The 25,582-nt window shown below is 61.1% G+C and carries 26 protein-coding genes and 1 tRNA gene; 7 read left to right on the forward strand and 20 right to left on the reverse strand.

The window, feature by feature from the left end:
- Positions 1 to 104: 104 nt before the first annotated feature.
- Both I5R65_RS15810 and hemE read right to left on the reverse strand, forming a co-directional pair.
- Positions 105 to 2,261 (reverse strand): primosomal protein N', encoded by a 2,157-nt coding sequence (locus I5R65_RS15810; RefSeq protein WP_180668562.1) that lies wholly within the window; start codon positions 2,259 to 2,261, stop codon positions 105 to 107.
- A gap of 718 nt (positions 2,262 to 2,979) precedes the next feature.
- Positions 2,980 to 4,101 carry a uroporphyrinogen decarboxylase gene (gene hemE, locus I5R65_RS15815; RefSeq protein ID WP_180668563.1) on the reverse strand — a complete coding sequence of 374 codons (1,122 nt, stop codon included), beginning with the start codon at positions 4,099 to 4,101 and terminating at the stop codon, positions 2,980 to 2,982.
- Positions 4,102 to 4,321: 220 nt separating this feature from the next.
- On the opposite strand from hemE, the gene I5R65_RS15820 reads away from it, so the two are divergent.
- Positions 4,322 to 5,113 (forward strand): transporter substrate-binding domain-containing protein, encoded by a 792-nt coding sequence (locus tag I5R65_RS15820; RefSeq protein ID WP_180668564.1) that lies wholly within the window; start codon positions 4,322 to 4,324, stop codon positions 5,111 to 5,113.
- Between the two features lie 27 nt (positions 5,114 to 5,140).
- On the opposite strand, the gene I5R65_RS15825 is transcribed toward I5R65_RS15820, so the two are convergent.
- The 12 genes from I5R65_RS15825 to I5R65_RS15880 form a co-directional block, all read right to left on the reverse strand.
- A complete protein-coding gene (locus I5R65_RS15825) occupies positions 5,141 to 5,953 on the reverse strand; it encodes a polyphosphate kinase 2 family protein (protein WP_180668565.1) in 813 nt (270 codons plus the stop codon).
- A gap of 52 nt (positions 5,954 to 6,005) precedes the next feature.
- Entirely contained in the window at positions 6,006 to 6,467 is a 462-nt protein-coding gene (locus I5R65_RS15830) for a CoA-binding protein (protein ID WP_180668566.1), read from the reverse strand.
- 332 nt (positions 6,468 to 6,799) lie between these two features.
- A complete protein-coding gene (locus I5R65_RS15835) occupies positions 6,800 to 7,222 on the reverse strand; it encodes a F0F1 ATP synthase subunit epsilon (protein ID WP_180668567.1) in 423 nt (140 codons plus the stop codon).
- 145 nt (positions 7,223 to 7,367) lie between these two features.
- Complete coding sequence (gene atpD / locus I5R65_RS15840; RefSeq protein ID WP_006461339.1) at positions 7,368 to 8,768, reverse strand: F0F1 ATP synthase subunit beta; 1,401 nt, start codon at positions 8,766 to 8,768, stop codon at positions 7,368 to 7,370.
- 57 nt (positions 8,769 to 8,825) lie between these two features.
- A complete protein-coding gene (atpG, locus tag I5R65_RS15845; protein ID WP_180668568.1) occupies positions 8,826 to 9,698 on the reverse strand; it encodes a F0F1 ATP synthase subunit gamma in 873 nt (290 codons plus the stop codon).
- 30 nt (positions 9,699 to 9,728) lie between these two features.
- Positions 9,729 to 11,270, reverse strand: coding sequence for a F0F1 ATP synthase subunit alpha (gene atpA / locus I5R65_RS15850; protein WP_180668569.1), 1,542 nt, complete (start codon positions 11,268 to 11,270; stop codon positions 9,729 to 9,731).
- 45 nt (positions 11,271 to 11,315) lie between these two features.
- Positions 11,316 to 11,849 carry a F0F1 ATP synthase subunit delta gene (locus I5R65_RS15855; protein WP_180668570.1) on the reverse strand — a complete coding sequence of 178 codons (534 nt, stop codon included), beginning with the start codon at positions 11,847 to 11,849 and terminating at the stop codon, positions 11,316 to 11,318.
- Between the two features lies 1 nt (position 11,850).
- Positions 11,851 to 12,321: a F0F1 ATP synthase subunit B gene (locus tag I5R65_RS15860; RefSeq protein WP_180668571.1), complete on the reverse strand. Its 471-nt coding sequence runs from the start codon at positions 12,319 to 12,321 to the stop codon at positions 11,851 to 11,853.
- A 75-nt stretch (positions 12,322 to 12,396) separates the two neighbouring features.
- The gene (gene atpE, locus I5R65_RS15865; RefSeq protein ID WP_006461334.1) at positions 12,397 to 12,642 is read right to left on the reverse strand and encodes a F0F1 ATP synthase subunit C; all 246 of its coding nucleotides are present in this window, start codon (positions 12,640 to 12,642) and stop codon (positions 12,397 to 12,399) included.
- Between the two features lie 75 nt (positions 12,643 to 12,717).
- Positions 12,718 to 13,539 carry a F0F1 ATP synthase subunit A gene (atpB, locus tag I5R65_RS15870; protein WP_180668572.1) on the reverse strand — a complete coding sequence of 274 codons (822 nt, stop codon included), beginning with the start codon at positions 13,537 to 13,539 and terminating at the stop codon, positions 12,718 to 12,720.
- The gene (locus I5R65_RS15875; RefSeq protein ID WP_180668573.1) at positions 13,536 to 13,880 is read right to left on the reverse strand and encodes an ATP synthase subunit I; all 345 of its coding nucleotides are present in this window, start codon (positions 13,878 to 13,880) and stop codon (positions 13,536 to 13,538) included. The genes atpB and I5R65_RS15875 overlap by 4 nt, the downstream gene beginning before the upstream one ends.
- A 592-nt stretch (positions 13,881 to 14,472) precedes the next feature.
- Positions 14,473 to 15,990 carry an HD domain-containing phosphohydrolase gene (locus I5R65_RS15880; protein ID WP_180668574.1) on the reverse strand — a complete coding sequence of 506 codons (1,518 nt, stop codon included), beginning with the start codon at positions 15,988 to 15,990 and terminating at the stop codon, positions 14,473 to 14,475.
- A 203-nt stretch (positions 15,991 to 16,193) separates the two neighbouring features.
- Here I5R65_RS15880 and I5R65_RS15885 point away from each other — a divergent pair, with 203 nt between their 5' ends.
- The 5 genes from I5R65_RS15885 to rfbD all read left to right on the forward strand — a co-directional run bounded on the left by I5R65_RS15885 (position 16,194) and on the right by rfbD (position 20,681).
- Complete coding sequence (locus tag I5R65_RS15885; RefSeq protein ID WP_180668575.1) at positions 16,194 to 16,979, forward strand: alpha/beta fold hydrolase; 786 nt, start codon at positions 16,194 to 16,196, stop codon at positions 16,977 to 16,979.
- Positions 16,980 to 17,220: 241 nt separating this feature from the next.
- Positions 17,221 to 18,300, forward strand: coding sequence for a dTDP-glucose 4,6-dehydratase (gene rfbB / locus I5R65_RS15890; protein ID WP_180668576.1), 1,080 nt, complete (start codon positions 17,221 to 17,223; stop codon positions 18,298 to 18,300).
- Entirely contained in the window at positions 18,297 to 19,199 is a 903-nt protein-coding gene (gene rfbA, locus I5R65_RS15895) for a glucose-1-phosphate thymidylyltransferase RfbA (RefSeq protein WP_180668577.1), read from the forward strand. The genes rfbB and rfbA overlap by 4 nt, the downstream gene beginning before the upstream one ends.
- A gap of 22 nt (positions 19,200 to 19,221) precedes the next feature.
- Positions 19,222 to 19,767, forward strand: a complete 546-nt coding sequence (gene rfbC / locus I5R65_RS15900) for a dTDP-4-dehydrorhamnose 3,5-epimerase (RefSeq protein WP_180668578.1) — start codon at positions 19,222 to 19,224, stop codon at positions 19,765 to 19,767.
- A complete protein-coding gene (gene rfbD / locus I5R65_RS15905; protein ID WP_180668579.1) occupies positions 19,764 to 20,681 on the forward strand; it encodes a dTDP-4-dehydrorhamnose reductase in 918 nt (305 codons plus the stop codon). The genes rfbC and rfbD overlap by 4 nt, the downstream gene beginning before the upstream one ends.
- 307 nt (positions 20,682 to 20,988) lie before the next feature.
- On the opposite strand, the gene I5R65_RS15910 is transcribed toward rfbD, so the two are convergent.
- Positions 20,989 to 21,064 (reverse strand) — tRNA-Arg (locus I5R65_RS15910).
- A 233-nt stretch (positions 21,065 to 21,297) separates the two neighbouring features.
- Between I5R65_RS15910 and I5R65_RS15915 the strand changes: the two genes are divergently transcribed.
- Positions 21,298 to 21,858 carry a cytochrome c5 family protein gene (locus I5R65_RS15915; RefSeq protein ID WP_180668580.1) on the forward strand — a complete coding sequence of 187 codons (561 nt, stop codon included), beginning with the start codon at positions 21,298 to 21,300 and terminating at the stop codon, positions 21,856 to 21,858.
- A gap of 150 nt (positions 21,859 to 22,008) precedes the next feature.
- On the opposite strand, the gene I5R65_RS15920 is transcribed toward I5R65_RS15915, so the two are convergent.
- From I5R65_RS15920 to I5R65_RS15940, 5 genes are all read right to left on the reverse strand, one after another.
- The gene (locus I5R65_RS15920; protein WP_180668581.1) at positions 22,009 to 22,734 is read right to left on the reverse strand and encodes an OmpA family protein; all 726 of its coding nucleotides are present in this window, start codon (positions 22,732 to 22,734) and stop codon (positions 22,009 to 22,011) included.
- Positions 22,735 to 22,899: 165 nt separating this feature from the next.
- On the reverse strand, positions 22,900 to 23,307 hold the full coding sequence (locus I5R65_RS15925) for a hypothetical protein (protein WP_231395190.1): 408 nt from the start codon (positions 23,305 to 23,307) through the stop codon (positions 22,900 to 22,902).
- Positions 23,308 to 23,358: 51 nt separating this feature from the next.
- Positions 23,359 to 23,769: a phage holin family protein gene (locus I5R65_RS15930; protein ID WP_180668583.1), complete on the reverse strand. Its 411-nt coding sequence runs from the start codon at positions 23,767 to 23,769 to the stop codon at positions 23,359 to 23,361.
- 11 nt (positions 23,770 to 23,780) lie between these two features.
- The gene (locus I5R65_RS15935; protein WP_180668584.1) at positions 23,781 to 24,089 is read right to left on the reverse strand and encodes a YqjD family protein; all 309 of its coding nucleotides are present in this window, start codon (positions 24,087 to 24,089) and stop codon (positions 23,781 to 23,783) included.
- 278 nt (positions 24,090 to 24,367) lie between these two features.
- Complete coding sequence (locus I5R65_RS15940) at positions 24,368 to 25,534, reverse strand: gamma-glutamyl-gamma-aminobutyrate hydrolase family protein (protein ID WP_180668585.1); 1,167 nt, start codon at positions 25,532 to 25,534, stop codon at positions 24,368 to 24,370.
- Positions 25,535 to 25,582: the final 48 nt, after the last annotated feature.

Genomic DNA, 25,582 nt, shown 5'->3' on the forward strand with positions numbered 1-25,582 from the left:
CTAGGCGTACCGTGTTGGCTGCATGAACAAGCGGCTTGCGTGCAGTCCGGCGCCCTGCCGAGGCAAAGATGCCGTAATCACAACAAAAATCGGCCCGGGCCGTCTCAGATATCGACCGGATCGACTTCCAGCGACCAGCGCGCGCGGGTCTTCATCTGCCGCAACAAGGCCAGCCATTCCTTGAGGAAAGCCTGCAGTGTCGGACGCGAGGGACATTCGATCAGCAATTGGGCGCGCTCGACATTGGCCACCCGCATCATGGTCATCGGGATCGGTTCATTGATGGTGATGGCCGGGGCGTCCAGCAAGCTGGCCGCTTCCTTCAGAAAACCCATGGCGATCTCCAGTTCGCGACCTTCGGCGCGCAACAGCGCCTGGTACATGAAGGGCGGGAAATAGGCCTGGCGCCGCTCGTCCAGCAATTCACCGGCAAAACCATCGTAGTCGTGGCGGATCACGGCCTGGTACAGCGGGTGATGCGGATAGCGGGTCTGGATCAGCACCTCGCCCGAACTGCCATCGGCCGACAGCCCGGCGCGGCCGGCGCGGCCGGCCACCTGCATCAGTTGCGCGAACAGGCGCTCGCTGGCGCGATAGTCGTGCGAGAACAGGGCGGTATCGGGATTGAGCACGCCCACCAGGGTGAGCTTTTTGAAATCATGCCCCTTGGCCACCATCTGGGTGCCGATCAGGATATCGACCTCGCCCCGGTGCACGCTGTCGAAGGCGCTCTGGGCCGAGCCCTTGAGGCGGGTGGAATCGGCATCGATGCGCAGGATGCGGGCCTCGGGGAAGATGCCATGCAGGCCCTCTTCGACCCGCTGGGTGCCGCGTCCCAACGGTTGCAGATCGACGTTGCCACAGGTCGGGCAGGCGCGTGGAATATGCAGTTCCAGGCTGCAATGGTGGCAGCGCAGGCGCCGCTCGGGGCGATGCACCACCATGAAGGCATCGCAGCGCATGCAGTTGCTGATCCAGCCGCAGGCGTCACAGGCCAGCACCGGCGCATAGCCACGCCGGTTGAGGAACAGCAGCGATTGCTCGCCCTGCTCCAGGCGCTTGCGCACGGCCGCGATCAGGGTCGAGGTGAGGCCGTCGACGGGCTTGTCGCGCTCCATGTCGATCACCTTGACGCTGGGCAGCACTGCCTGCAGGGCGGCGCGCTGGCGCAGTTCCAGACGGCGATAGCGGCCGGCCTGGGCGTGCTGCCAGGTTTCCAGCGAGGGCGTGGCCGAACCCAGCACCACCGGGATGCCAAGCTGGTGGGCGCGCCAGACAGCCAGGTCGCGCGCGGAGTAGCGCAGGCCTTCCTGTTGCTTGTAGGAGGGATCGTGTTCCTCGTCGATGACGATGAGCTTCAGCGACGGCAGCGACGACAGGATCGCCAGCCGCGTCCCCAGCACGATGTGCGCCTGCCCCAGATGGGCCGCCAGCCAGTTGCGGGCGCGCTCACCCTCGGCCAGGCCGCTGTGCAGGGCGACCACGTTCAGATGCGGGAAACGTGCGCGGATATTGCCTTCCAGCTGCGGGGTCAGGTTGATTTCCGGCACCAGTACCAGGATCTGGGCCGGCGCCGGCTGGCCAGGTTCGGACGGTCCGGCCTGGTCAGCAGCGCGGCGCAGGATGGCGGCGGCCGCCTGCAGGTAGACCTCGGTCTTGCCGCTGCCGGTGACGCCATACAGCAGCAGCGGCGCGAAACCCTCAGCGCCGGCAATCGCCTCGACCGCCTCCTGCTGGGACGGATTCAGTGGGGGGGCGGCACCCAGTTGCAAGGGGTCCGGCGGCGCATCGGTAGTCACGGGATCGATGACGGTTTCATCCGCCGTGGCGGCCACCGCCGCCTTTTTCCTCGACCTCGGCTTGGCCTTGGCGGCGGGAGCAAGCCGGCCCAGAGCCTTGAGTGCCTTGTCCAGCGCCACCGTGGTCAGGGCACGCAGATTCTTGGGCAGGCCTGGCAGCATCACCTCACCCAGCGGACGCTGATAGTAGTCGGCGGCAAAGCCGCACAGTGCCAGCCAGTGCGCCGACATCGGCGGCAACTGGTGTCGCACGGCGATCACGTCCTTGATCTTGTCGGCCTGCAGCTCGGTCTGCGCATCCTGCCCGACCACCACGCCGACCGCTTCGCGGCGGCCAAACGGCACCACGACCAATTGGCCGATAGCCGGCAGCGGCTCGTCCGGCGAGGTCGCCTTCCAGCGGTAATCAAAGACGGTATGCAGGGGCGTGTCGAGCGCAACCTGGAGCAGACGTTGTTCCACGAACTTAATGTAAATCCTGAAAAACCAGGCTAAGCCCCGGTTTAATCGAAATTTTTCAACCTATCCACAAACCCTGTGGATAACTTTGGGGACAAATGCCTCTTGACATCTGCGCGTGCAGACTGGGTATGGCTTGTGGCGCACTGCCCAAATGCAGGGCAAAAAAATAAATCAATAAAATCAATGACTTGCAAATGCCATTCTTCAGGCGGAAAAAAAATTTGCTTAGCCGCTTTCCGCAGATGCAGCATGCTTTCAATGTGCATAAGTCCCTTGACGGGGATCAGACGGATAGGTTTTGTCAAGTGCTGGCTGACAAAAAATCACTGACATTTTTGCGCATCGCCCTGTCCGACTTGTCCTACAAACTTAAAGTAATTCTTCAAATACTTCGATAAGCGGCGGTTTTGTAAACGCTTTTGCCCATTATGCACAGCGCCTGTGGATAACTTTGTTGACAACTGCCTCTTGACAAGCCTGAGAGCTAATACCAGGGCCGTTTACGGACGAACAGCGTTTCCGAAGGGTAAAAATAAACCCATTAAAATCAATGACTTACAAACGGCGCATTGCGCTCGCCGTGCATATTTCAATAAGTTTGATTCTCAATCAGAAAATGCCGGCGAATGTGCATAAGTCAGGTCGGACTGGCAAGGATGTGCATATTAACTTATCCAGCCGCACAGATATGAACAGATAGCGACAGATACGCGCACGATCAGCCGCGCATGGCACGGCTCATCTCATGCACCGCCTGTGCCAGGGTCGCCACGGCTTGCGGCGGAGTGTGCTGGGAGATGCCATGGCCCAGGTTGAAGACGTGCCCACTGCCGGCGCCGGGGCGTCCGAAGGACTCCAGCAGCTTGCGCACTTCGGCACGGATGGCGTCGTCCCCGGCGAAGAGCACGTTCGGGTCCAGGTTGCCCTGCAGGGCAACCTTGTCGCCGACACGACGGCGTGCGTCGCCCAGATTGACGGTCCAGTCCAGGCCCACGGCGTCGGCGCCAATGGCGGCGATCTGCTCCAGCCACAGGCCACCGCCCTTGGTGAAGACGATCACCGGAATCTGCTGCCCGTCCTGCTTACGCTGGAGCCGGCTGACCACCTGCTGCATGTAGGCCAGCGAGAACTGCTGGTAGATGCCATCGGCCAGCGCACCACCCCAGGTATCGAAGATCATCACGGCCTGGGCACCCGCGGCGATCTGTGCGTTCAGGTAGGCCGCCACGGCGTCGGCGTTGGTCTTGAGGATATGGTGCATCAGGTCAGGACGGCTGTAGAGCATGCTCTTGACCAGGCGGAAGTCGTCCGAGCCGCCACCTTCCACCATGTAGCAGGCCAGCGTCCAGGGGCTGCCGGAGAAGCCGATCAGCGGCACCCGGCCATCGAGTTCCCGGCGGATCTGGGTGACGGCCTTGAAGACGTAATCCAGCCGACCCAGGTCGGGGGCCTGCAGCGCGCGGATTGCAGCTTCGTCGCGCAGGGGGCGTTCGAACTTGGGGCCTTCGCCCTCGGCGAAATAGAGTCCCAGACCCATGGCATCGGGGACAGTAAGAATGTCCGAGAACAGGATGGCGGCGTCCAGCGGATAGCGTTCCAGCGGCTGCAGCGTGACTTCCGTCGCATAGTCGGGATTGGTCGCCAGGCCCATGAATGAACCGGCGCGGCTGCGAGTGGCGCGATATTCGGGCAGGTAGCGGCCAGCCTGGCGCATCAGCCACAGCGGGGTGTAGTCGGTAGGCTGGCGCAACAGCGCGCGCAGGAAGGTATCGTTCTTGAGCGGAGCGAAGGTGGACTGCGCTGTGGACGGAGAGGCGGACTGAGACGAGGAAGAAGACATGGTAGGCCTGCAATGCGATCTGAGGACAATCCGGCATTATCGCATCCTACGGGCGGGGCTTCCGGGCTAATTGTCGCTATCGCCGTGCGCTGAAATTGATGCAGGTCGTGGCAGCGGGTTTTGCTATGATTGCCCGGCTGGCGAAGTGCTCGCCCAGCCGGCCCTCCAAATGAACAAGAATCGGGCCGATCCGCCAACCGTCCACTTATCGGGAGTTTTCATGAAGACCATCATCCGTGCCGCCTTGCTGGCAGGCCTGGCCGTACTGTCGCTGGCCTTGTCGCCGGCTCGTGCCGAAGACGGCGTCCCGGCGTCGCGCCTGGATCAGGTGCTCAAGGCCGGCAAGCTGCGCATCTGCATGACAGGCGACTACAAGCCCTTCACCTATTATCGGCCTGACCAGACTTTCGAAGGCATGGATGTGGATCTGGGGCAGGCGCTAGCCAAGTCGCTGGGTGTAGAGGCGCAGTTCATCAAGACCACCTGGAGCACGTTGATGAATGACTTCATCGCCCAGTGCGATGTCGGCATGGGAGGTGTCTCGATCACGCTGGACCGCGCGCGCAAGGCTGCCTTCTCGGAACCCACCATGGTGGATGGCAAGGCCCCCATCATCCGCTGTGCCGACAAGGACAAGTTCCGTAACTTCGACATGATCGACCAGCCGGGTACCCGCGCCATCGTCAATCCGGGCGGCACCAATGAGCGCTTCGCCCGCGCCCGTTACAAGCGCGCCACACTGCTGCAGCATCCGGACAACGTGACGATCTTCCAGCAGATCGTCGACGGCAAGGCGGATGTCATGGTGACCGATGCCAGCGAGACGCTGTGGCAATCCAAGCTGCATCCGGAACTGTGTTCGGTCAGTCCGGACCAACCCCTGCAGTTCGCCGAAAAGGCCTACCTGCTGCCACGCGGCGATGTCGCCTTCAAGGCGTATGTGGACACCTGGCTGCACCTGGCCAAGGCCACTGGCGAATACCAGCAGATCTTCGACAAGTGGTTGAAGTAGTCTGCCGGCATCCCGATGGCCAGGCGCTCAGTCGAACTTGAGGTTCTTCAGTTCCGGCTTGGCATCGGGGAATTTCAGCTTCAGCTTCTGCAGTGTTTCCAGGACCACATTGGCCACCAGCAGGTTGCGATGGGTCTTGGAATCCGCCGGCACCACATACCAGGGCGCATGTAAGGTACTGGTGGCACGCAGCACCTCCTGATAGCGCTGCTGGTAGGCATCCCAGAACTTGCGCTCTGCCAGATCCTGGGGATCGAATTTCCAGTGCTTGTTGGGGTCGTCGATGCGGGATTGCAGGCGTGATTTCTGCTCCGCCTTTGAAATGTGCAGGAAGAACTTCAGCACCACAGTCCCCGTTTCCCACAACATGCGCTCGAAATCGTTGATCTGGCGATAGCGGCGCTGGCATTCCTTGTCATCGATCCAGTCATGGACGCGGGTGATGAGCACGTCCTCGTAATGGCTGCGGTTGAACACCGCAATCTCTCCTGCTACCGGCACCTGCGCATGTACGCGCCACAGGTAATCGTGCGCCAGCTCGATGGCCGTCGGCCCCTTGAAGTTGGCGATGCGGATGCCCTGGGGATTGACGGCAGCGAACACGTCATTGACCGTGCCGTCCTTGCCGCTGGTATCCATGCCTTGCAGGATCACCAGCACCTTGTGCTTGTGACCGGCGTAGAGCATCTGCTGCTGCAGGCCGATCTTGGCGGCCAGGGCCTGGACAGTGGCCTTGTCCTTTTCCTTGTCACCGCTGGAGAGCGGCTTGTTGGTGGCTTCGCTCTCTTTCAGGACGAACTTGGGGTGTACGGTAAATTGCGGGCCTATTTTCTTTGCCATGCTGTCTCGCTTTATCGTTATCGGGAAATGTCCGTATCCGGGGTGGTGCCGCTCACAGCACGCCGTGCAATTCACCCATGGCGTGCTCGATCTTGATGCACTTGTCCATGATGACCTTAAGGCCTGCGGCACGGGCGCGGGCCGCCGCGGCTTCATTGACGATGTCCAGCTGCATCCAGACGCAGTCGGCGCCGATGGCGATGGCTTCTTCCACCACCGGTGGGATGTCGGCCGACTTGCGGAAACAATCCACGATGCTCACCCGCAGGCCCTGCCCCGCCAAGGCCGTGCTGGCCTCCTGCAAACTGGCGTGACACTGTTCGCCCAGCATGGTCTGCCCGGCGTACATGGGATTGACTGCAACGATGCGATAGCCCGCCGACTGCAGGTAGGCGGCAACGTCAAAGCTGGCCCGCTCGGGGCGGTTGGACAGTCCGACCACGGCGATGATGGGCTTGCCATTGACGCGTGAGGACAGGGTGGCGGAGGAAGAAGGCGAGACGGCTGAAGACATGTGTGCTCCTGCTGAGGATGAATGGGCGCTGGGGACCCATATCATCTAAATGATTTACGCACGCCGATTTGGTTCGCCACGGCGCTTCGAAGGGCTCACTTTACCCGAACATGGGCATGACGGCAGGCGTGCCGACAGGCAGCTTGATACAGGTTAAGTAGGCGGCGCGAAAGAGGAACGGCTGGGACGGGAAAGGTCGGCTTGCGCCGCAAGATGCAGTACAGAGTACGGCGACCGATTCGCGACGAGCATGGATGAGCATGAAAAAAGGCAGCCGAGGCTGCCTTTCGATTTACTGCCTTTGCCTCGCACAACGAGGACACGCCGAGCGATCAGCGCTTCTGACGCAACTTCTGGATCGCAGCCAGCTGAGCCACTGCAGCAGCCAGTTCGGCCTGGGCGGCGGCGTGGTCGATCTTGGAGTCGCGATTGACCAGCGCTTCCTCGGCCAGACGCTTGGCTTCGGCGGCCTTGGCTTCGTCCAGGTCGGCACCACGGATCGCGGTGTCGGCCAGCACGGTCACGGTATCGGGCTGCACTTCCAGCAGGCCACCGGCCACGAACACGAATTCCTCGTGCGCCTGACCCGGCACCTTGATACGGACAGCACCTGGCTTGATGCGCGTGATCAGCGGGGTGTGACGGGGGTAGATACCCAGTTCACCCGCTTCGCCCGGCAACGCGACGAATTCCGCCTCGCCGGAGAAGATTGCCTCTTCCGCCGAGACCACGTCCACGTGAATAGTATGTGCCATGTCGTTTCCTAGTCGATGGACCGCCACCGTGAACGATGGCGGCGCCGAAAATCAAAGAATGCCCTGCTGCGTTTGCCGGCTCACCACAGTCGCACCGCATTGCTGCGTTCCGCCTGCCAGCGAAACCGGCTTTCGCCAGTCGGTCTTAGTTGATCTTCTTGGCTTTTTCGATTGCTTCTTCGATGGTACCGACCATGTAGAACGCTTGTTCCGGCAGGTGGTCCAGTTCGCCGCTGGCGATCATCTTGAAGCCCTTGATCGTGTCCTTCAGCGAAACGTACTTGCCCGGGGAACCGGTGAACACTTCGGCGACGTGGAAGGGCTGCGACAGGAAACGTTGCATCTTACGAGCACGTGCCACCAGCAGCTTGTCTTCCGGAGCCAGTTCGTCCATGCCCAGAATCGCGATGATGTCACGCAGTTCCTTGTAGCGCTGCAGGGTACCCTGGACCGCGCGGGCGGTCTCGTAGTGTTCCTGGCCGACCACTTGCGGGTCCAGCTGGCGCGAGGTCGAATCCAGCGGATCGACGGCGGGGTAGATACCCAGCGAGGCGATGTCACGGGACAGAACGACGGTCGAGTCCAAGTGGGCGAAGGTGGTTGCCGGCGACGGGTCGGTCAAGTCATCCGCAGGGACGTAGACGGCCTGGATCGAGGTGATCGAACCGGTCTTGGTCGAGGTGATGCGCTCTTGCAGACGGCCCATTTCTTCGGCCAGCGTCGGCTGGTAGCCCACGGCGGACGGCATACGACCCAGCAGCGCGGACACTTCGGTACCGGCCAGGGTGTAACGGTAGATGTTGTCGACGAAGAACAGCACGTCCTTGCCTTCATCGCGGAAGCCTTCGGCGATGGTCAGGCCGGTCAGCGCCACGCGCAGACGGTTGCCCGGCGGTTCGTTCATCTGACCGTAGACCATGGCCACCTTGGAGTTGGCCGGGTTTTCCAGGTCCACCACCTTGGCTTCTGCCATTTCGTGGTAGAAGTCGTTACCTTCACGGGTACGCTCACCAACACCGGCGAACACGGACAGACCGCTGTGCGCCTTGGCGATGTTGTTGATCAGTTCCATCATGTTCACGGTCTTGCCCACACCGGCGCCACCGAACAGACCGACCTTACCACCCTTGGCGAACGGGCAGACCAGGTCAATGACCTTGATGCCGGTTTCCAGCAGCTCTTGCGACGGCGACAGTTCGTCGTACGCGGGAGCCTTGCGGTGGATCGAAGCGGTTTGCTCGTGCGAGACCGGACCGCATTCGTCGATCGGGTTGCCCAGCACGTCCATGATGCGGCCCAGGGTCGCAGTGCCAACCGGCACCGTGATTGCCTTGCCGGTGTTCGAGATGGTCAGGCCGCGGCGCAGACCGTCCGACGAACCGAGCGCAATGGTACGAACCACGCCGTCACCCAGCTGCTGCTGGACTTCCAGGGTCAGATCCGAACCTTCCAATTTCAAGGCATCGTAAACCTTGGGCATCGCATCGCGGGGAAACTCCACGTCCACCACAGCGCCGATACACTGAACGATTTTGCCATCAGCCATTTTCGTTCCTTCAATAGATAAAATTTAAATTCTGTTTCGCTGCGCTACGTTAGCTGATCAGCCAACCGCGGCCGCACCGGCGACGATTTCCGACAGTTCCTTGGTAATCGCGGCCTGACGAGTCTTGTTGTAGACCAACTTCAACTCGCCGATCACGCTACCTGCGTTGTCGCTGGCGGCCTTCATCGCGACCATGCGCGCCGATTGCTCGGACGCCATGTTCTCGGCGACGGCTTGATAAATCAGCGCTTCGACGTAACGCACCAGCAGCTCGTCCACCACGGATTGCACATCGGGCTCATAGATGTAGTCCCAGGAGTGCGCACCCTCGTCAGCCTTGAGCTTGTCGCTGGTCAGCGGCAGCAGTTGCTGCAGGGTGGCTTCCTGCTTCATCGTGTTGATGAACTTGGTGTACACCAGGTACACCGCGTCCAGCTTGCCTTCCTGGTAAGCGTCGAGCAGCACCTTGACGGGGCCGATCAGCTTTTCCAGGTGAGGCGTATCACCCAGTTGCGTCACGTTGGCGGCCACGCGGGCGCCGATACGATTCAGAAAACCCAGACCCTTGTTGCCAATGGCGACGGTCTCGATAGCCTTGCCCTGGCCTTCCAGTTCACGGAACTTGGTGGTCAACAGACGCAGCGAGTTGGTGTTCATGCCGCCACACAGACCCTTGTCGGTCGTGACGACGATGAAACCAACGCGCTTGGCCGTATCCTGCTGGACCATGAACGGGTGCACGTACTCCGGGTTGGCCTGCGACAGGTTGGCCGCAATGTTGCGGATCTTGTCGCTGTACGGGCGGGCTGCGTGCATCCGGTCCTGCGCCTTGCGCATTTTGGATGCCGCGACCATTTCCATCGCCTTGGTGATCTTCTTCGTATTTTCTACGCTCTTGATCTTGCCACGTATCTCTTTACCTGTAGCCATGAGTAAGACTCCTTATAGCTTCAGTAAAAATTAGTACGCGCCGGATTTCTTGAAGTCAGCGATGGCGGCCGCCAGGGCTGCTTCAGCATCCTTATCCAGTTGCTTGGTGTCTTCGATCTTCTTCAACAGGTCAGCGTGGCTGGTCTTCATGAAGTTGTGCAGACCGGCTTCGAAGGCCAGGATCTTCTTCACTTCGACGTCGTCCATGTAGCCCTTGTTGACGGCGAACAGGGTCACGGCCATGATCGAGATCGACTGCGGAGCGTACTGAGCCTGCTTCAGCAGTTCGGTCACGCGTGCACCGCGGTCCAGCTGCTTGCGGGTGGCTTCGTCCAGGTCGGAAGCGAACTGCGCGAACGCAGCCAGTTCACGGTACTGTGCCAGGTCGGTACGGATACCGCCGGACAGATTCTTGATGACCTTGGTCTGGGCAGCACCACCGACGCGCGACACCGAGATACCGGCGTTGATCGCAGGACGGATACCGGCGTTGAACAGCGAGGTTTCCAGGAAGATCTGGCCGTCGGTGATCGAGATCACGTTGGTCGGAACGAAGGCGGACACGTCACCGGCCTGGGTTTCAATGATCGGCAGTGCGGTCAGGGAACCGGTCTGGCCCTTGACTTCGCCGTTGGTGAACTTCTCGACGTAGTCGGCGTTCACGCGGGCAGCACGTTCCAGCAGGCGGCTGTGCAGGTAGAACACGTCGCCAGGATAGGCTTCGCGGCCCGGCGGACGGCGCAGCAGCAGCGAGACCTGACGGTAGGCCACGGCTTGCTTGGACAGATCGTCATACACGATCAGGGCATCTTGACCGCGGTCGCGGAAGTATTCGCCCATGGCGCAACCCGAGTAGGCCGACACGTATTGCATCGCAGCCGATTCGGAGGCGGTCGCGGCCACGACGATGGTGTATTCCATCGCGCCGTGTGCTTCCAGTGCGCGCACCACGTTCTTGACCGACGAAGCCTTCTGGCCGATCGCGACGTAGATGCAGGTCATGTTCTGACCCTTTTGATTGATGATGGCATCGATCGCCACAGCGGTCTTGCCGGTCTGGCGGTCACCGATGATCAGCTCGCGCTGGCCACGGCCGACGGGGACCATCGAGTCGATCGACTTCAGGCCGGTCTGCATCGGTTGCGACACGGACTGACGTGCGATCACGCCCGGAGCGATCTTTTCGATCGGGGCGGTCAGCTTGGCATTGATCGGACCCTTGCCGTCGATCGGCTGGCCCAGTGCGTTGACCACACGGCCCTTCAGTTCAGGACCGATAGGCACTTCCAGGATGCGGCCGGTGCACTTGACAACGTCGCCTTCGGAAATGTGTTCGTATTCGCCCAGGATAACGGCGCCCACCGAGTCACGCTCCAGGTTCAGCGCCAGGCCGAAGGTGTTGCCCGGGAATTCCAGCATCTCACCTTGCATCACGTCGGACAGACCATGGATACGGCAGATACCGTCGGACACGGAAATGACCGTGCCCTGATTGCGAATCTCAGCGGTATCGCCAAGGCCTTGGATCCGGCTCTTGATCAGCTCGCTGATTTCAGATGCGTTGAGTTGCATACTAACTCCTAAAAATTGTTCTTTCGCTTAGCCAGCCAGAGGCACTTACGCGGCCAGAGCAGCTTGCAGCTGCTGCAGCTTCGCGCGCACGGAGGTATCGAACACTTCATCGCCGATCACGACCCGCACACCACCGATCAGGCTGCTGTCTACCGTCACCGAAGGATTCAGCTTGCGGCCGAACTTCTTCTCCAGTGCCGAGACGACATCCTTGACCTGGGCATCGCTGAGCTCGAAGGCGCTGACGATGTCGGCATCGGCCGAACCTTCCGATGTGTTCTTGAGCACATGGAATTGTTGGGCGATTTCCGGCAGCAGCACCAGACGGCCATTGTCAGCCAGCGTCCGGACGAAATTCTGCGCCTCGATGGACAGCGGGGTCTTCAAGGCGGCGGCAAAGACTTCTGCCAGCTTGTCGTGGGATACGGAAGGGTTCTGCGCCAGGGCCTGCACCTCAGGATGCGCTGCCACCTGGGCCATCTCGTCGACGAGATCGGACCAGGCTGCCGGGCTGCCTGCCTTGGCCACACGGAACAAGGCTTCAGCGTAAGGACGAGCGATCGTTGCGAGTTCGGCCATATTACAGCTCTGTCTTCAGTTGATTCAGCAAGTCGGCGTGGGCCGCAGCATTCACTTCGCGCTTGAGGATGTGTTCCGCGCCCTTGACGGCGAGCGTAGCGACCTGGCCGCGCAGTTCTTCACGTGCCTGGTTCACTTGCTGTTGGGCGTCGGCACGGCCAGCGGCGATGATGCGGGCAGCTTCTTCAGCGGCCGTCTTCTTCGCTTCTTCGATGATCAGCTGAGCGCGCTTCTCGGCTTCGCCGATACGCTTCTGGCCTTCATCGCGTGCCGATGCCAGTTCGCCCTGGATGCGCTTTTCGGCGGCGGCCAGATCGGCCTTACCGCGGTCAGCGGCTGCCAGCCCGTCCGCAATCTTCTTGGCGCGTTCGTCGAGCGCCTTGATCAACGGCGGCCACACGAATTTCATCGTGAAGCCGGCGAGGATGAAGAAGACCACGAACTGCGCAATCAATGTTGCATTTAAGTTCACGGTAATTTCCTTCTCAGAATAACGAGTGCCGGAACCAATCGTCCGGCAAGATGAGAATCGGCTATGAAGCGCGAATTACTTGGCGATGAACGGATTTGCAAATGCGAACAGCATGGCGATACCAACGCCGATCAGGAAGGCGGCGTCGATCAGGCCGGCCAGCAGGAACATCTTGGTTTGCAGGGTGTTCATCAGTTCAGGCTGACGTGCGGATGCTTCGAGGTACTTACCGCCCATGATCGCGATACCGATACAAGCGCCGATAGCACCCAGGCCAATGATCAAACCGCAAGCCAGAGCAACGAAAGAGACATCAGTCATGACAATTCCTTAAGAAAAGTTAATTAAATACAAAACCAAAAAACAAACTGAAAAACAGGTACTGCAAGCCTTGTGTTAGTGCGCTTCGTGCGCCTGGCCCAGGTAAACCAGTGTCAACATCATGAAGATGAATGCTTGGAGCAACACGATCAGGATGTGGAAAATTGCCCAGATAGAACCGGCGATCACATGGCCGATGAAGCCGAATGCGGTCGCGGTCGATCCCAGCAATGCGATCAGCAGGAACAACAGTTCGCCTGCGTACATGTTGCCGAACAGTCGCATGCCCAGGGACACGGTCTTGGCGGCGAATTCGATGATGTTCAGCAGCAGGTTGAACGGCGCCAGGTAGATGCCGAACGGTGCTGCGAACAATTCGTGGATGAAACCGCCAGCACCCTTGATCTTGACGCTGTAGTACAGCATCAGGGCCAGCACGCCCAGGGCGATGCCCAGGGTGCCGTTGAGGTCGGCGGTCGGAACGATGCGGTGGTGCATTTCACCCAGGCCGAACAGGCCCATGATGCTGGAAGCCAGATCCACCGGCAGGAAGTCCAGCGAGTTCATCAGGGCGACCCAGACGAACACGGTCAGGGCGACCGGGGCGATGAAGGTGCGGTCACCATGAACGATGGCCTTGGACTGGTCTTCGACCATTTCCACGACCATCTCGACGAAGGCCTGGAAGCGGCCCGGCACGCCCGAGGTCGCCTTGCGGGCAGCCAGGAACATGAAGAAGCAGGCGATCACGCCGCAGAACACGGACCAGAAAATGGTATCCACGTTCAGGATCGTGAAATCGACGATCTTGGTCTGGTGCTGGGTGGAGAGGTGTCCGAGGTGGTGGACGATATATTCTGAGGCTGTCGGCGCGTGCTCAGCGGCTTCTACGGTCATGGTCGGTGTCTAAACAGTAAAATGAAATAACTCTTAAGCACCACGATGAAGCTCAGCAGGAATGCGAGCCAATTGACACCGTGGTACAACCAAACGGTCGCGCCCATGAGCGCAAACGTCGTAGCAATCTTGATAAATTCCCCGAAGAAAAAGGCCATCGGGTTGGTACCACCGGGTTTCTGTGCACTGATATACAGTCGCAGGGCAAACAGGGCGTTGGGGATGACACAGCAAACCCCGCCCAGCAATGCGGACCAAAACGCCGAAAGTCCGCCCAACATGCCTGCGACCAAAGCAGCGACGACCGTGGTTACGAGCTGCAAGAGAATGATGCGCAGCATATCTATCCAATTTCGTGCATGCGCCGCACCCCTTAAGGGCAGACGGCAGCTTAAAAGCCCGGCGATTATAAAGGTTCGTTTTCTGGTAAGTCAAACCTTTTGCGGCCAGATCGGGGGCTTATCTGGGGCACTTCGCGGTGAGTTGTGGCAAAAAGGCAGCCACTTCGATTTTTTGCAGCGCAACAAGAAGGATCGCTGACCCATGCGGGGAGGCGATCCCGTTTTCGCGCCAAGCGGATTCTTCCCTCCTGACTGTTCGTTCAGGTTTGCACAAGCTGCACTGAAATTGCTAGCAAGAATGCACAAAAGACCACCAACGGCGCCGGTTTTGCGAACAGCGCTCAATTTAATCAAAAAAGTCGCACAGGGCCAGAAAAATATCCCGCAAATTCAATGATTTACGGAAATTAGGTGAGCGCTCGCAATCTAGCGGTGGCTGTACTGACATTTTGTCAGGAAGTTGGAAGTTGTCAGACGACCAAGCTCGCGTTCTTGGCCATATGCTGCAGCACAGCGAAGGGCCACGGCAAACGTGAGCCTGGACGCCGACGGCCAGGATTCCGCCACCTGGCATGCAGTAGAAATACGGTCTTCAGATCAGTCCCAGGTTCAGGCCCTTGAGGGTGGCGGCAGCCCGCGTGGAACACTGCAATTTGCGGAAAATGCTCTCCACGTGGGTACGCACCGTGGAGGGACTGATGCGCATGACCCTGGCGGCTTCCTTGTTGCTCTCGCCCAGGCTGATGCGTCGCAGCACCTCGACCTCGCGCTCCGACAGCAGTCCCTTGCGCGCCGGCATCGGCAACGCAGCCGTGGTATCCCCGGCTGCGGCAGCGGCTACCCACCGTACGGCATCGGCATCAAACTGGCCCGCCACAGCCTGCCGGCCGAGTACATCGTTGGCCTCATCAATGCTCAGTGCCCCCCGCCATGGGCGCCGGGCACATAGTGCGGCGTGGGCGGCGGCGACTGCCAGCAGCCGCGCCGGGTGGCCGAGGGCCTCCCCATCCAGCCCACGAAAATAGCCACTGCCATCCATGCGTTCATAGAGTTGGGAGGCCAGCGCCGCGTCCTCGCGCAGGGCCGGAATCAGGGCACCGGCACGCGCCGTCCAGTAGGGTGCCAGGCGGATGCGTTCCCAGTCGTCCACGCCAGGACGCCCCGGGCGCTCCCAGATGGTGTTGGAGACGGAGACCCGGCCGATGCCGTGGAGCAAGGCGGCACGCACCAGCCCCTGCTGTTGCAAGGGTGGCAGACCCGCCAGCGCGGCGGCCCGCGCCGCCAGTTCACTGACACGCCGCGAATAACCGGTCAACCAGGGCAGCTTCAGTTCGATCAGGTCGGCCACGATGCTCAGCGGCACCTCGTGGGCGGGCAGTTCACCGGAGGATGCCAGGGCATCCTGCCCGTCCAGCGCAGCCAGCCATGCGCCGGCCTGCACTGCCACGCGTTCTGCCAGCGGCGCCGGGTACTTGATGCCGCCAGCGGCAAGCACCATGCGGATGGCGCTGTCGGCACCGTGCGTACGGGCCAGGATGTCGAGGTCGCCCGCCAGGCTGGTGTAATACACCAGCGCCGGCACCTCGGCGCCGCTCAGTTGTTGCGGCGCCCCGCTGCCATCGAAGTGTTCCCAGACATGGCGCAGTCCGGCCTCCACCGCGGGCGGCAGGCCCAGCATGCCGGCCACATCGCCGGCCACCTCGCAATGGATGCGTGCCAGCGGTTCGATATTGGAAAAGGTCAGCGGATGGTCCGGCGGCAAGCCATGGCGCAGCATGGCCTCCCGACCACCGACATCGTCGCCCAGCAGGTTGGCGAAACCTGCGGCATTGGCGGTGCAGCCCGACCAGCGCAGCAAGGCCACCAGGCGCGCATTCAGGATGTCTTGCGCACCGGCGCCGTCCAGCTGCGCCACCTGGGCCGCCAACCGTGCGGCGCGCTGCGACTGGGCGGGGGGCTGTCCCATGCTGAGATCACCCACCAGCGCCAGGACATGCACTGCCACCTCGGCGGAAATCATCGGAATACCGCAGACAAGCGGATCGGAGGCAGCCAGATCGCTGGCTGGGGCAGGCGCGGCACTGCCGGATGGAATGACGTCGGGAAGCATCCCGACACTGTAGCGGCAACTCCGAGCGTGAGGCAATCAACTCTTCGGTTAATGGCTCCGGCCTGTATGACAGGCCGGAATCGCTGCGCCTTGCCCATCGCGCCCCTGGGGTCGGTCGATTGACCGATACCGATGGGGCCAGCGCATTCCTATACTGGCCTCACTGAAACGAACAACCCCACCACCTTCCCAAGGAGAACACCATGAAAGCAACGTCCCCCCTCTTCGCCGTCAAGACCAGCCTCGGCATGCTCGCCGTTGCCGCCGCCTTCACCGGCGGCAACGCCATGGCGGCCGCTCCTGCCGAGCAGCCCTCGGTGGTGATCGTCCACGGCGCCTTCGCCGACGGCTCCGACTGGGCCAAGGTGATTCCGCTGCTGCAAGCCAAGGGCATCAAGGTCACCGCCGTGCAGAATCCGCTGACCTCACTGGCCGACGACGTCGCTGCAGCCAAGCGCGCCATCGACAACCAACCGGGCAAGGTCGTGCTGGTCGGTCACTCCTGGGGTGGCACCGTGATCACTGAAGCCGGCAACAATGACAAGGTCGCCAGCCTGGTCTATGTGGCCGCCTTCGCACCGGACGCCGGCCAGGCCACGGGCGATCTGGGCAAGGACCTGCCGGTTCCCCCGGGCATTGCCAAGCTGTCCGTGGACAAGGCCGGCTTCGCCAGCCTGCCGCCGGCCGCCCTGGCCGCCGATTTTGCCCAGGATGTGCCGGCCAAGCAGGCTGCCGTGATGGCCGCGACCCAAGGTCCGATCGCGCTGAAGGCCTTCGGCGACAAGGTCGAGACCGCCGCCTGGAAGACCCGTCCCAGCTGGTACATCGTCAGCAAGAACGACCGCATGATCCAGCCGGATCTGGAACGCGCCTTCGCCAAGCAGATCAACGCCAAGACCACCGAATTGGCAACCAGCCATGTGCCGCAGCAATCACGTCCGGCCGAGGTGGCCAAGGTGATTCTGGATGCCGTAGCCGCCACCAAGTAAGAAGGTCAATGCCCTGCCCCGGCCGCCCAGGCCGGGCCAGGGCAGGGAGGCGCACTGCGGGCGTGCCGGATTTCAACGGATTCACACTGGCCGCGCCGAGGATTGCGTCCAAATGCTGCGAGGGGGCCTGCGACTCTGAGATAATCGCGCTATCCCCTACGAATCAACAGGACCAGCATGATTACCCTCGTCAATCGGCAGGTGGCAGACCGCCATCAACCCTGCTGACCCGGGCCGCACCATGATTTTCATCACCGGCGGCACCGGCTTCATTGGCAGCAACTTCATCCTCGACTGGCTGATGCAAGCCGCGGCTGAACCTGTGCTTAACATCGATAAACTGACCTACGCCGGCAACCCCTACAACTTGGGTGCGGTCGAGGAAGATGCGCGCTATGCCTTCGTGCAGGCCGATATCTGCGACGAGACTGCAATTGCCACCTTGTTGTCACGCTACCGCCCACGCGCGATCGTTCACTTCGCCGCCGAAAGCCATGTCGATCGCTCCATCCACAATCCCGATGAATTCATTCGTACCAACGTCAATGGCACCTTCAATCTGCTCAACAGGGCGTTGCACTATTGGCTGACACTGCCAGCCCCTGAAAAGGCGGATTTTCGCTTTCTGCATATTTCTACCGACGAGGTCTATGGCAGCCTGGCACCGGAAAGCGCGCCTTTTTCGGAAGCGTCCCCGTATGCCCCAAACAGTCTTTACTCGGCCTCCAAGGCGGCGTCAGACCATCTGGTACGGGCCTACTACCAGACCTACGGATTACCTACACTGACCACCAACTGCTCTAACAACTACGGTCCCTATCACTTTCCCGAGAAACTGATTCCGCTGGTGATTTCCAATGCCCTCGCGGGAAATCCGCTTCCTGTGTACGGTGACGGCATGCAGATTCGGGACTGGCTGTTCGTGACCGACCACTGTGCCGCCCTGCGAACGGTCCTGGCAAACGGTACGGTCGGGGAGACCTACAACATCGGCGGCGGCAACGAGCATACCAACCTGCATGTGGTGCACACCCTCTGCGATATCCTGGACGAACTGGCTGCGCGACCACAAGGCAGCTATCGCGACCTGATCACCTTCGTCAAGGACCGGCCTGGGCATGATCGTCGCTACGCCATCAACGCCAGCAAGATAGAACGCGAACTCGGCTGGAGACCGGCCGAATCCTTCGAAACCGGCATCCGCAAAACGGTGCAGTGGTATCTGACCCATGCTGAATGGATGCGCCAGGTACGCTCAGGGGATTACCTGAACTGGCTGAGACAGCAATACGGCGATCATCCGCCAGGAGCACTCCTATGAGCGATGCCACCACACCACTGCACCGCAAGGGCATCATCCTAGCGGGAGGCTCGGGCACGCGACTCTATCCGGCCACCCAGGTTGCCTCCAAACAGCTCATGCCGATCTACGACAAGCCGATGGTGTACTACCCGCTATCGAGTCTGATGCTGGCCGGCATCCGCGATATCCTGATCATTTCCACACCGCGCGATACTCCGCGTTTTGCCGAGCTGCTGGGTGACGGCCAGCAATGGGGCTTGCACATCCGCTATGCGGTACAACCCTCGCCCGATGGACTGGCGCAGGCTTTCCTGATCGGCCGGGATTTCATCGGCAATCATCCGTGTGCACTCATTCTGGGAGACAACATATTCTACGGACGCGACCTCGAACCGCCGATGCGCCAGGCCAATGCCCGAACCGACGGCGCGACCATCTTTGCCTATCATGTGCAGGATCCGGAACGCTACGGCGTGGTCGAGTTCGATCCGGCACGCCGGGTCATTGGCATCGAGGAAAAGCCAGCCCAACCGAAATCCAATTTCGCCGTGACAGGTCTGTACTTCTACGACAATCAGGTAATCGATATTGCCCGTACCATCAGGCCCTCGGCACGTGGGGAACTGGAGATCACCGATATCAACCGCAGCTATCTGGCACAGGGGCAATTGCATGTGGAATTGATGGGGCGCGGCATCGCCTGGTTAGATACCGGCACCCATGAATCGCTGCTGGACGCCGGCCAGTTCATTGCAACCATCGAGAAGCGCCAGGGCTTGAAGGTCGCCTGCCCGGAAGAGATCGCCTATCGACGAGGCTATATCGATGCCCTCCAACTGGAAAGGCTTGCCGCGCCGTTGAAGAACAATGCCTATGGCAAGTACCTGCTTCAACTGCTGACCGAAATGAGTTATTAACGGCCCTTGCTGGCCCCACACCATGCTGGTCATCCCAACTCCCCTATCTGGCCTCTTGCTGATCAAACCCCGGGTCTTCAATGACAGTCGTGGCTTCTTTTACGAGAGCTTTAATGAGCGCGACTTCCGCGCACAGACCGGGGTCGACATCCGCTTTGTGCAGGATAACCACTCCCTTTCTGCGCGCAACGTCGTGCGCGGCCTGCACTACCAGATCCCCAATGCACAGGGCAAGCTGGTACGAATCACCCGGGGCGCTGTGCTGGATGTGGTGCTCGACATCCGCCGCAGTTCGCCCACCTTCGGTCAGTGGTTCAGCCAGGTATTGAGTGCCAGCAACCGGCTGCAGCTATGGCTGCCGCCGGGATTCGCTCATGGCTTCTCGGTCCTCGAAGAGGCGACCGAATGCCTCTACAAGACCACCGATTACTGGATGCCGGAACAGGAGCGCACCATTCTCTGGAATGATCCGGCGCTGGGTATCGACTGGCAACTGCAAGGAGAACCCATCCTCTCCGACAAGGATAGGGCCGGAATTCCGCTGGCGCTCGCTGAGGTCTTTGCATGAAAGGCTTACGCATCCTGCTCACCGGTTCATCGGGGCAGGTCGGTCGGGCCTTGGCGCGGCAACTGGGTGGCGCAGAACTATTCACTCCTGCGCGCTCTGAATTGAATCTAGAAGACCCGGCGGCCATCGTCCGCTACGTGGACCAGATCGCGCCAGACCTGATCATCAATCCCGCCGCCTACACCGCTGTCGACAAGGCTGAAAATGAACAGCAGGCAGCCATCGCGATCAACACCGTCGCACCGCGGGTCCTTGCACGTACGGCCCAGCGCCACGGCATCGGACTGATCCACTTCTCGACCGACTATGTATTCGACGGTACGAAGTCCGAGCCTTACGCGGAAAACGATGTCACCGCACCATTGAACGTCTACGGTCGCAGCAAACGGGATGGAGAGATCGCCGTGCTGGAAGAGTGCGATGCCGCTTGGGTATTCAGAACGAGCTGGGTCTACTCCGCTCATGGCCGCAATTTCCTGAACACCATCCTGCAACTTGCGCAGCAACGCCAGCAGTTGAGCATCGTCGCTGACCAGTGGGGAGCGCCGACATGGGCTCGCACGATCGCCGACGCCGTGACCCGCATGCTGGGGGATGAAGGGGACAGCATCGCGCTGACTTCCAGCATGCGCGCTACGTGTGGCGTGTATCACCTCACCGCCGGCGGGGCGACCAACTGGCAGCAATACGCCTGTCGTATAGTCGAGACCATGCCAGCGCTGGGCCTGCAGGCGCAGCTATCACCCGCCGACGTCGTGCCCATCGCCAGTGCGGCTTATCCGACTCCGGCGCTACGTCCTCGCAATTCGCGTTTGTGCACGGACAAGTTCACGCGTACTTTCGGTATCCCGCTTCCACCATGGGATCAGGCACTGCAGGACTGTCTGCAGGAGATGAAGACGCTTAAGCCGTAAGGCGTGCGTGGCATCCGCCGGGCGAGCAGGTACGAAATATCAAACAACCCACAATATCGGCCTGTGCCGGTCGGATATTGATATCGCGCAAAGTATTTGACGTACGGGCAAAGGATAATATTTCCCAGCAGAATACGTTGCAGTTTTGATAATTTTGTATTGCACGAATACTTGCTTTGGCCTAGGGCAGAACCCGCTCTTTCAAGCGGTCTGGCAAGTATTCTGGACGAAGTCGGCGGGTATCTGGCTGTTGGCTCAAGTTTGCAGAGCAACTCAGCAACAGCCGATGTGGTGCGGGGGGAGAAAGTGGCGCGGCTGGCGGGGATCGAACCCACGACCCTTGGCTTCGGAGGCCAATACTCTATCCACTGAGCTACAGCCGCGCTGACGGGGCGAACCCCGGAAAGGCCTGAAGGATACCCCCTTTCCCTCCGGACGTCCATGGCGCTGGCGGTTTTTCCGTGTCAAACGGAAAGCATTGTGACTATAATCAAGAGTTCGGCGAGAGAGCGCAATGAAAGCCCTGCCTGATCCTAGTTCCACGCAATGCCAGGCGATACAAAGGGAACCGACGTTTTCCGCCCCAATTTCGAGGAAACATTACGGAGGGACGCCAATGAGCTCAGCTCAGCATGAACACGAGTCGGCAATCAAGACTCCCAAGCAATTGATCGCAGCTGTGGTCGCCGGTTTTATGGTCCCCATCGTGTGCATCGTGCTGCTAGTGCAGTATGTGACCAATGGCCAGAAGACCGGTGCCGGCTCCGACAGCCAGACGTCCGAGATGATCGCGGCGCGCATCAAGCCCGTCTCCGATGACGGCTTTACCTTCCGTGATGCCAACGGCCCCAAGCAACTGCTCTCGGGCGAAGAAGTCTACAAGACCACCTGTGCCGCTTGCCATGGTGCCGGTGTGGCAGGCGCACCGAAGGTGGGCGATAACGCTTCCTGGCAAGCCCGCATCGCGCAAGGCTATGACACCCTGGTCTCGCATGCCATCAACGGTCTGCGCGCCATGCCCGCCAAGGGCGGCAACCCGGACCTGGACGATGTGGAAATCCAGCGTACCGTGGCCTACATGGCCAACCAGTCCGGTGGCAAGTTCAAGGAGCCGGAAGCGAAGGCACCGGCCGCTGCTGAAGGTGCCGCACCCGCTGCAGACGCGCCTGCCAAGTAAGACCTGCGTTACGCAGGCAATCACGCGGCTGCAAAAAAAATCCCCGAATCGGATTCGGGGATTTTTCTTTTCTGGTCGCTCTGTCATCTTTCCGTTATCGCGTCGCTCGCCGGACGGTGCATGGCACCGTCGGGCCGGTCCAGCTCACACTCAATAACGTGGCGGCGGAGGAGGAGGATAGCCACCCGGCGCATAACCGGCGGGGGCTTGCTGGGCCGGTGCTGCAGCCTGTTGCTCAGCCACGAAGATTTCCACGCGGCGGTTCTTGGCACGGTTGGCATCCGAATTGTTCGGCACCAGCGGCTCATGTGAGCCACGACCCATGATCACGAAACGATTGGCTGCAACACCCCGCGAGCTCAGATAGTCGCGGGTACGGGCCGCGCGTTGTTGCGACAGGGGATCGTTGATCGCATCACTGCCGGTGTTATCCGTATGACCAACGATGGTGACCGTGGTAGCCGGATTCTCCACCAGGGTGGCGGCAAAACGGTCCAGCACCGGGCGCATCTCCGGCTTGATGTCGGCGCGCCCGGTATCAAAGGAGATATCGCTGGGGATTTCGAGCTTCAGACGGTTATCTGCAGTCTGCGTCACTTGCACGCCGGTGCCCTGGGTTGCCTGCTCCATGGCGCGCTTCTGGTTTTCCATGCGGTTGGACCAGATGTTGCCGGCCACGGCGCCAATGGCGCCACCGATGGCCGCGCCACCCAGTGCGCGTCCGCCACCGCCGCCGCCGGTCGCCGCGCCGATGATGCCACCCAGGCCGGCGCCGATGCCGGCACCGGTCGCCGTGCCGCGTTGTGTCGGATTCATGTCTGCACAGCCGGAGAGCGCCAGCACGCCGGCGATCGCCGCAATCGAGAGTTTCTTCATGTCATGTCCTTTCTTGTCTTTTAGTCTTGTTGTCCAAGCCATTGGCCGGTGTTCTTCAGAGCCTCGGACGCCCGATATGTTCCTGCGCGGGCAGCCGGACCCGTCAAATGAGAAAGGCATCCGGATGAGCGGATGCCTTTGAATGAAGCGGCAATGCACGTGGACTCAGTCGGGCTGGGATGGCCCTTCCAATTCCACCGTATCGGCGCCGCCTGCCGTACCGCGCTGGCTGAAATAATAAGCCAGCCCGCCAACAGCGGCGATCACGCCGCCCATCATCAGCGGCTTGCGCAGCCAACGACGCGACAACAGCGACGCACCCGTCATCAGCAACGGCGTCACCGTCTGCAGATTCAGGTTGCCCAGCCCGCCACTGCTGATCGACTTGATCGATTGCACCGCCTTGCCGCCACCGAACAGGGAGGCGGCAAAATGGCCCACACGGCTGAGGGCACCCTTGGCCAGCGACTCGGCGCTGAGATTTTCGCGCACCACTTCACGCGACTCCATCACGCCGAGCCGATACAGCGCACCCTGCGCCAGTACCTTGCGTTTGCGCTCCTCATGGGTCATACCGTGGTCCTGGTCTGTCATTCTGTCCTCACTCAGATGGAAAAGTCGCACTCACAACAGTGCATCGCGATCCTTGCGCAACTCGGCCATGGTCTGCGGCAGTGAAAGCTTGCCTTGCTGCAGAATCGAGCGGGCGTACCACACCAGGCCGACGGTCGCCACACTGAAGACCAGGCCCAGCAGGGCCAGGATTTTCCAGCCCCAGGCGTCCCACGCCAGCATGACGATCAGCACCGACCAGAATGCGATGGCAAACCACAGGCCCACTGCCGCCAGCACGAAGATGACGGCAAACCGGAGCAGGTTGGCGCCGATCTCCGACATCTCCAGCGATGCCAGCTCGATGCGACTGATGATCAGGCCGAGCAGATTTTTCGCCAGACCCAGCAGGCCCGCCGTCAACCCCGGGTTGGCGGCATGGGCCGCGGAGGCGGGCGGAGTTTCTTTGTGAGGCGTCGCCATCAGAACGGCGCTTACTTGCTGCGACCGATGACCAGGCCGACCAGCAGGCCCAGACCGGCCGAAATGGCCACGGCGCGCCACGGATTTTCGTGGACATAGTCGTCAGTCTTGGCAGCCACTTCCTTGCCCTTCTCGAGGGCGGCGGCCTGCGCGCCCTGAGCAGCTTCGGCAGCGGCTTCCAGCAAGGTCAGTCCCTTGGCGCGCAGTTCGTCGGCCTTTTCACCGGTGGCAGCTGCGGCCTCGGCGAACAAGATCTGGGCGTCCTTGACCAGGGTTTTCATATCGTTGCGGACGGTCTTCAGTGCGGGGGATTGAGGCATTTAAATTCTCCTTTTTTGCCGGTGATGGAAAAGACGAGCAAGCCGTCGCGCCCTTTTTGCCATGTGCCAGCGGGTCACGCTGGCTTGCTGCGTTGCGACGGCATTTTGATTCTACAGAGTCCGCACCCAGGCGGATAGCGCAATGCAGTCATGCTGCGCATGCATCGCAGCAGCCTTGCGCCAGCGCAAACTGATTCGATGACGCTCTGAACGTTAGGTTCCGGCGGATTTTCCCGACACATGACGTATCGGGAGACCTTCAAGCATCCAGCAGACCGTCAGAAGCGGGTTTCGCGCGCTGCCCGCAGGAAACTGTCGAGGATCGGGGTGCAATCAAGCAGCTCCGCCCCTCCCGCCCGGTGAAATTCGGGGTGCCATTGAAGACCCATCACGAAGGGCGCCTTGCGATAGCGAATAGCCTCCACGATCTGGTCCGGCCCCGACACCGCTTCCACCGACAGGTCGCGTCCGAGGTCGCGCACCGCCTGGTGGTGAATAGAATTGACCATGGCATTCTCGGTCTTGACCATGCCCGCCAGCGAAGAACCCTGCGGGAAGTGCAGCGCGTGGTAATTGCTGTCGTACTGGTCGTTGACGTGCAGGATGGCGGTCGGCACATCGGTGGCAATGTCCTGATAGAGCGTGCCGCCGAAGGCCACGTTGATCAACTGGCAGCCGCGGCAAATTCCCAGTACCGGCTTGCCGGCCTCGACAAACTCGTGCAGCAGCTCCAGTTCATACATGTCGCGTACACGGTCACCGCTCCATTCCGGGCGCGTCGCAGCCTGGGCATAGCTCTGCGGCGAGACGTCGGCCCCCCCTTGCAATACCAGCCCGTCCAGGTGCTTGGCATAGTCGCGCAGGCGGATATTGCTGGGGTGGACCAGGCCATTGGTATTGACAGTCGGGATCATGAACACCAGCACATCGCGCGACATGACCCACTGCGCGATGGATTCCTCAAGGTACTGCAGGGTCTTGCTGCGCAGGCCCTTGGCGCCACTCTCGGGGTGGAAGATACGGGCCGATACGCCGATCTTCAGGGTCCGTTGCATGACGCGGCGTCCGGCCTTGTCGGAGAGCTGGCGCAGGCGTGCCGTCAGGAAGCGCCAGGTCTGCGCCCAGGGAGCGTCGCCGGCATGATGGGGCGGCGGTGGCAGCGACGAATAAGCGGATTGCTGCGCCTGTGCGTGGGTCGCCTCGGCCGCCGGCCGGGCACCGGGCCCCGGCTGTACCGGAGCGGCGGTGACAGCCGGGTCTGCCGATGTCGGGCTACCCGCCTGCACAACAGGGCTGGCCGCAGAAATCGGGGCAGGCGACGCAGGGGCAGGATTCTGGGAGGTAGCCGGCGTCCCGGAGGTGTCGGCAGGAACTGGCTTGGCCGGGACCGGACCCGGGGTGCGGTCTGGCGGCAGGTTGGCTTCGGAATCTTGGATGTCGGACATGGCTGCAATAAGTGATCAGGATGAATGAACTGCCGCAAGCGTCATGAC

The sequence above is a fragment of the Herbaspirillum sp. AP02 genome, assembly GCF_015767275.1.
Lineage (GTDB): Bacteria > Pseudomonadota > Gammaproteobacteria > Burkholderiales > Burkholderiaceae_D > Herbaspirillum.

What these genes read in the sequence shown, in the direction of transcription:
- hemE (WP_180668563.1), bottom strand. Translation starts at nt 4,101, where the DNA reads ATGTCTTCTTCCTCGTCTCAGTCCGCCTCTCCGTCCACAGCGCAGTCC.
- I5R65_RS15820 (WP_180668564.1), top strand. Translation starts at nt 4,322, where the DNA reads ATGAAGACCATCATCCGTGCCGCCTTGCTGGCAGGCCTGGCCGTACTG.
- rfbD (WP_180668579.1), top strand. Translation starts at nt 19,764, where the DNA reads ATGAAAGGCTTACGCATCCTGCTCACCGGTTCATCGGGGCAGGTCGGT.
- I5R65_RS15925 (WP_231395190.1), bottom strand. Translation starts at nt 23,307, where the DNA reads ATGACCCATGAGGAGCGCAAACGCAAGGTACTGGCGCAGGGTGCGCTG.
- I5R65_RS15880 (WP_180668574.1), bottom strand. Translation starts at nt 15,990, where the DNA reads ATGCTTCCCGACGTCATTCCATCCGGCAGTGCCGCGCCTGCCCCAGCC.
- rfbB (WP_180668576.1), top strand. Translation starts at nt 17,221, where the DNA reads ATGATTTTCATCACCGGCGGCACCGGCTTCATTGGCAGCAACTTCATC.
- atpE (WP_006461334.1), bottom strand. Translation starts at nt 12,642, where the DNA reads ATGACTGATGTCTCTTTCGTTGCTCTGGCTTGCGGTTTGATCATTGGC.
- I5R65_RS15855 (WP_180668570.1), bottom strand. Translation starts at nt 11,849, where the DNA reads ATGGCCGAACTCGCAACGATCGCTCGTCCTTACGCTGAAGCCTTGTTC.
- rfbA (WP_180668577.1), top strand. Translation starts at nt 18,297, where the DNA reads ATGAGCGATGCCACCACACCACTGCACCGCAAGGGCATCATCCTAGCG.
- I5R65_RS15835 (WP_180668567.1), bottom strand. Translation starts at nt 7,222, where the DNA reads ATGGCACATACTATTCACGTGGACGTGGTCTCGGCGGAAGAGGCAATC.
- atpG (WP_180668568.1), bottom strand. Translation starts at nt 9,698, where the DNA reads ATGGCTACAGGTAAAGAGATACGTGGCAAGATCAAGAGCGTAGAAAAT.
- rfbC (WP_180668578.1), top strand. Translation starts at nt 19,222, where the DNA reads ATGCTGGTCATCCCAACTCCCCTATCTGGCCTCTTGCTGATCAAACCC.
- I5R65_RS15875 (WP_180668573.1), bottom strand. Translation starts at nt 13,880, where the DNA reads ATGCTGCGCATCATTCTCTTGCAGCTCGTAACCACGGTCGTCGCTGCT.
- I5R65_RS15920 (WP_180668581.1), bottom strand. Translation starts at nt 22,734, where the DNA reads ATGAAGAAACTCTCGATTGCGGCGATCGCCGGCGTGCTGGCGCTCTCC.
- I5R65_RS15930 (WP_180668583.1), bottom strand. Translation starts at nt 23,769, where the DNA reads ATGGCGACGCCTCACAAAGAAACTCCGCCCGCCTCCGCGGCCCATGCC.
- atpD (WP_006461339.1), bottom strand. Translation starts at nt 8,768, where the DNA reads ATGGCTGATGGCAAAATCGTTCAGTGTATCGGCGCTGTGGTGGACGTG.
- I5R65_RS15915 (WP_180668580.1), top strand. Translation starts at nt 21,298, where the DNA reads ATGAGCTCAGCTCAGCATGAACACGAGTCGGCAATCAAGACTCCCAAG.
- I5R65_RS15935 (WP_180668584.1), bottom strand. Translation starts at nt 24,089, where the DNA reads ATGCCTCAATCCCCCGCACTGAAGACCGTCCGCAACGATATGAAAACC.
- I5R65_RS15940 (WP_180668585.1), bottom strand. Translation starts at nt 25,534, where the DNA reads ATGTCCGACATCCAAGATTCCGAAGCCAACCTGCCGCCAGACCGCACC.
- I5R65_RS15830 (WP_180668566.1), bottom strand. Translation starts at nt 6,467, where the DNA reads ATGTCTTCAGCCGTCTCGCCTTCTTCCTCCGCCACCCTGTCCTCACGC.
- atpA (WP_180668569.1), bottom strand. Translation starts at nt 11,270, where the DNA reads ATGCAACTCAACGCATCTGAAATCAGCGAGCTGATCAAGAGCCGGATC.
- I5R65_RS15885 (WP_180668575.1), top strand. Translation starts at nt 16,194, where the DNA reads ATGAAAGCAACGTCCCCCCTCTTCGCCGTCAAGACCAGCCTCGGCATG.
- atpB (WP_180668572.1), bottom strand. Translation starts at nt 13,539, where the DNA reads ATGACCGTAGAAGCCGCTGAGCACGCGCCGACAGCCTCAGAATATATC.
- I5R65_RS15825 (WP_180668565.1), bottom strand. Translation starts at nt 5,953, where the DNA reads ATGGCAAAGAAAATAGGCCCGCAATTTACCGTACACCCCAAGTTCGTC.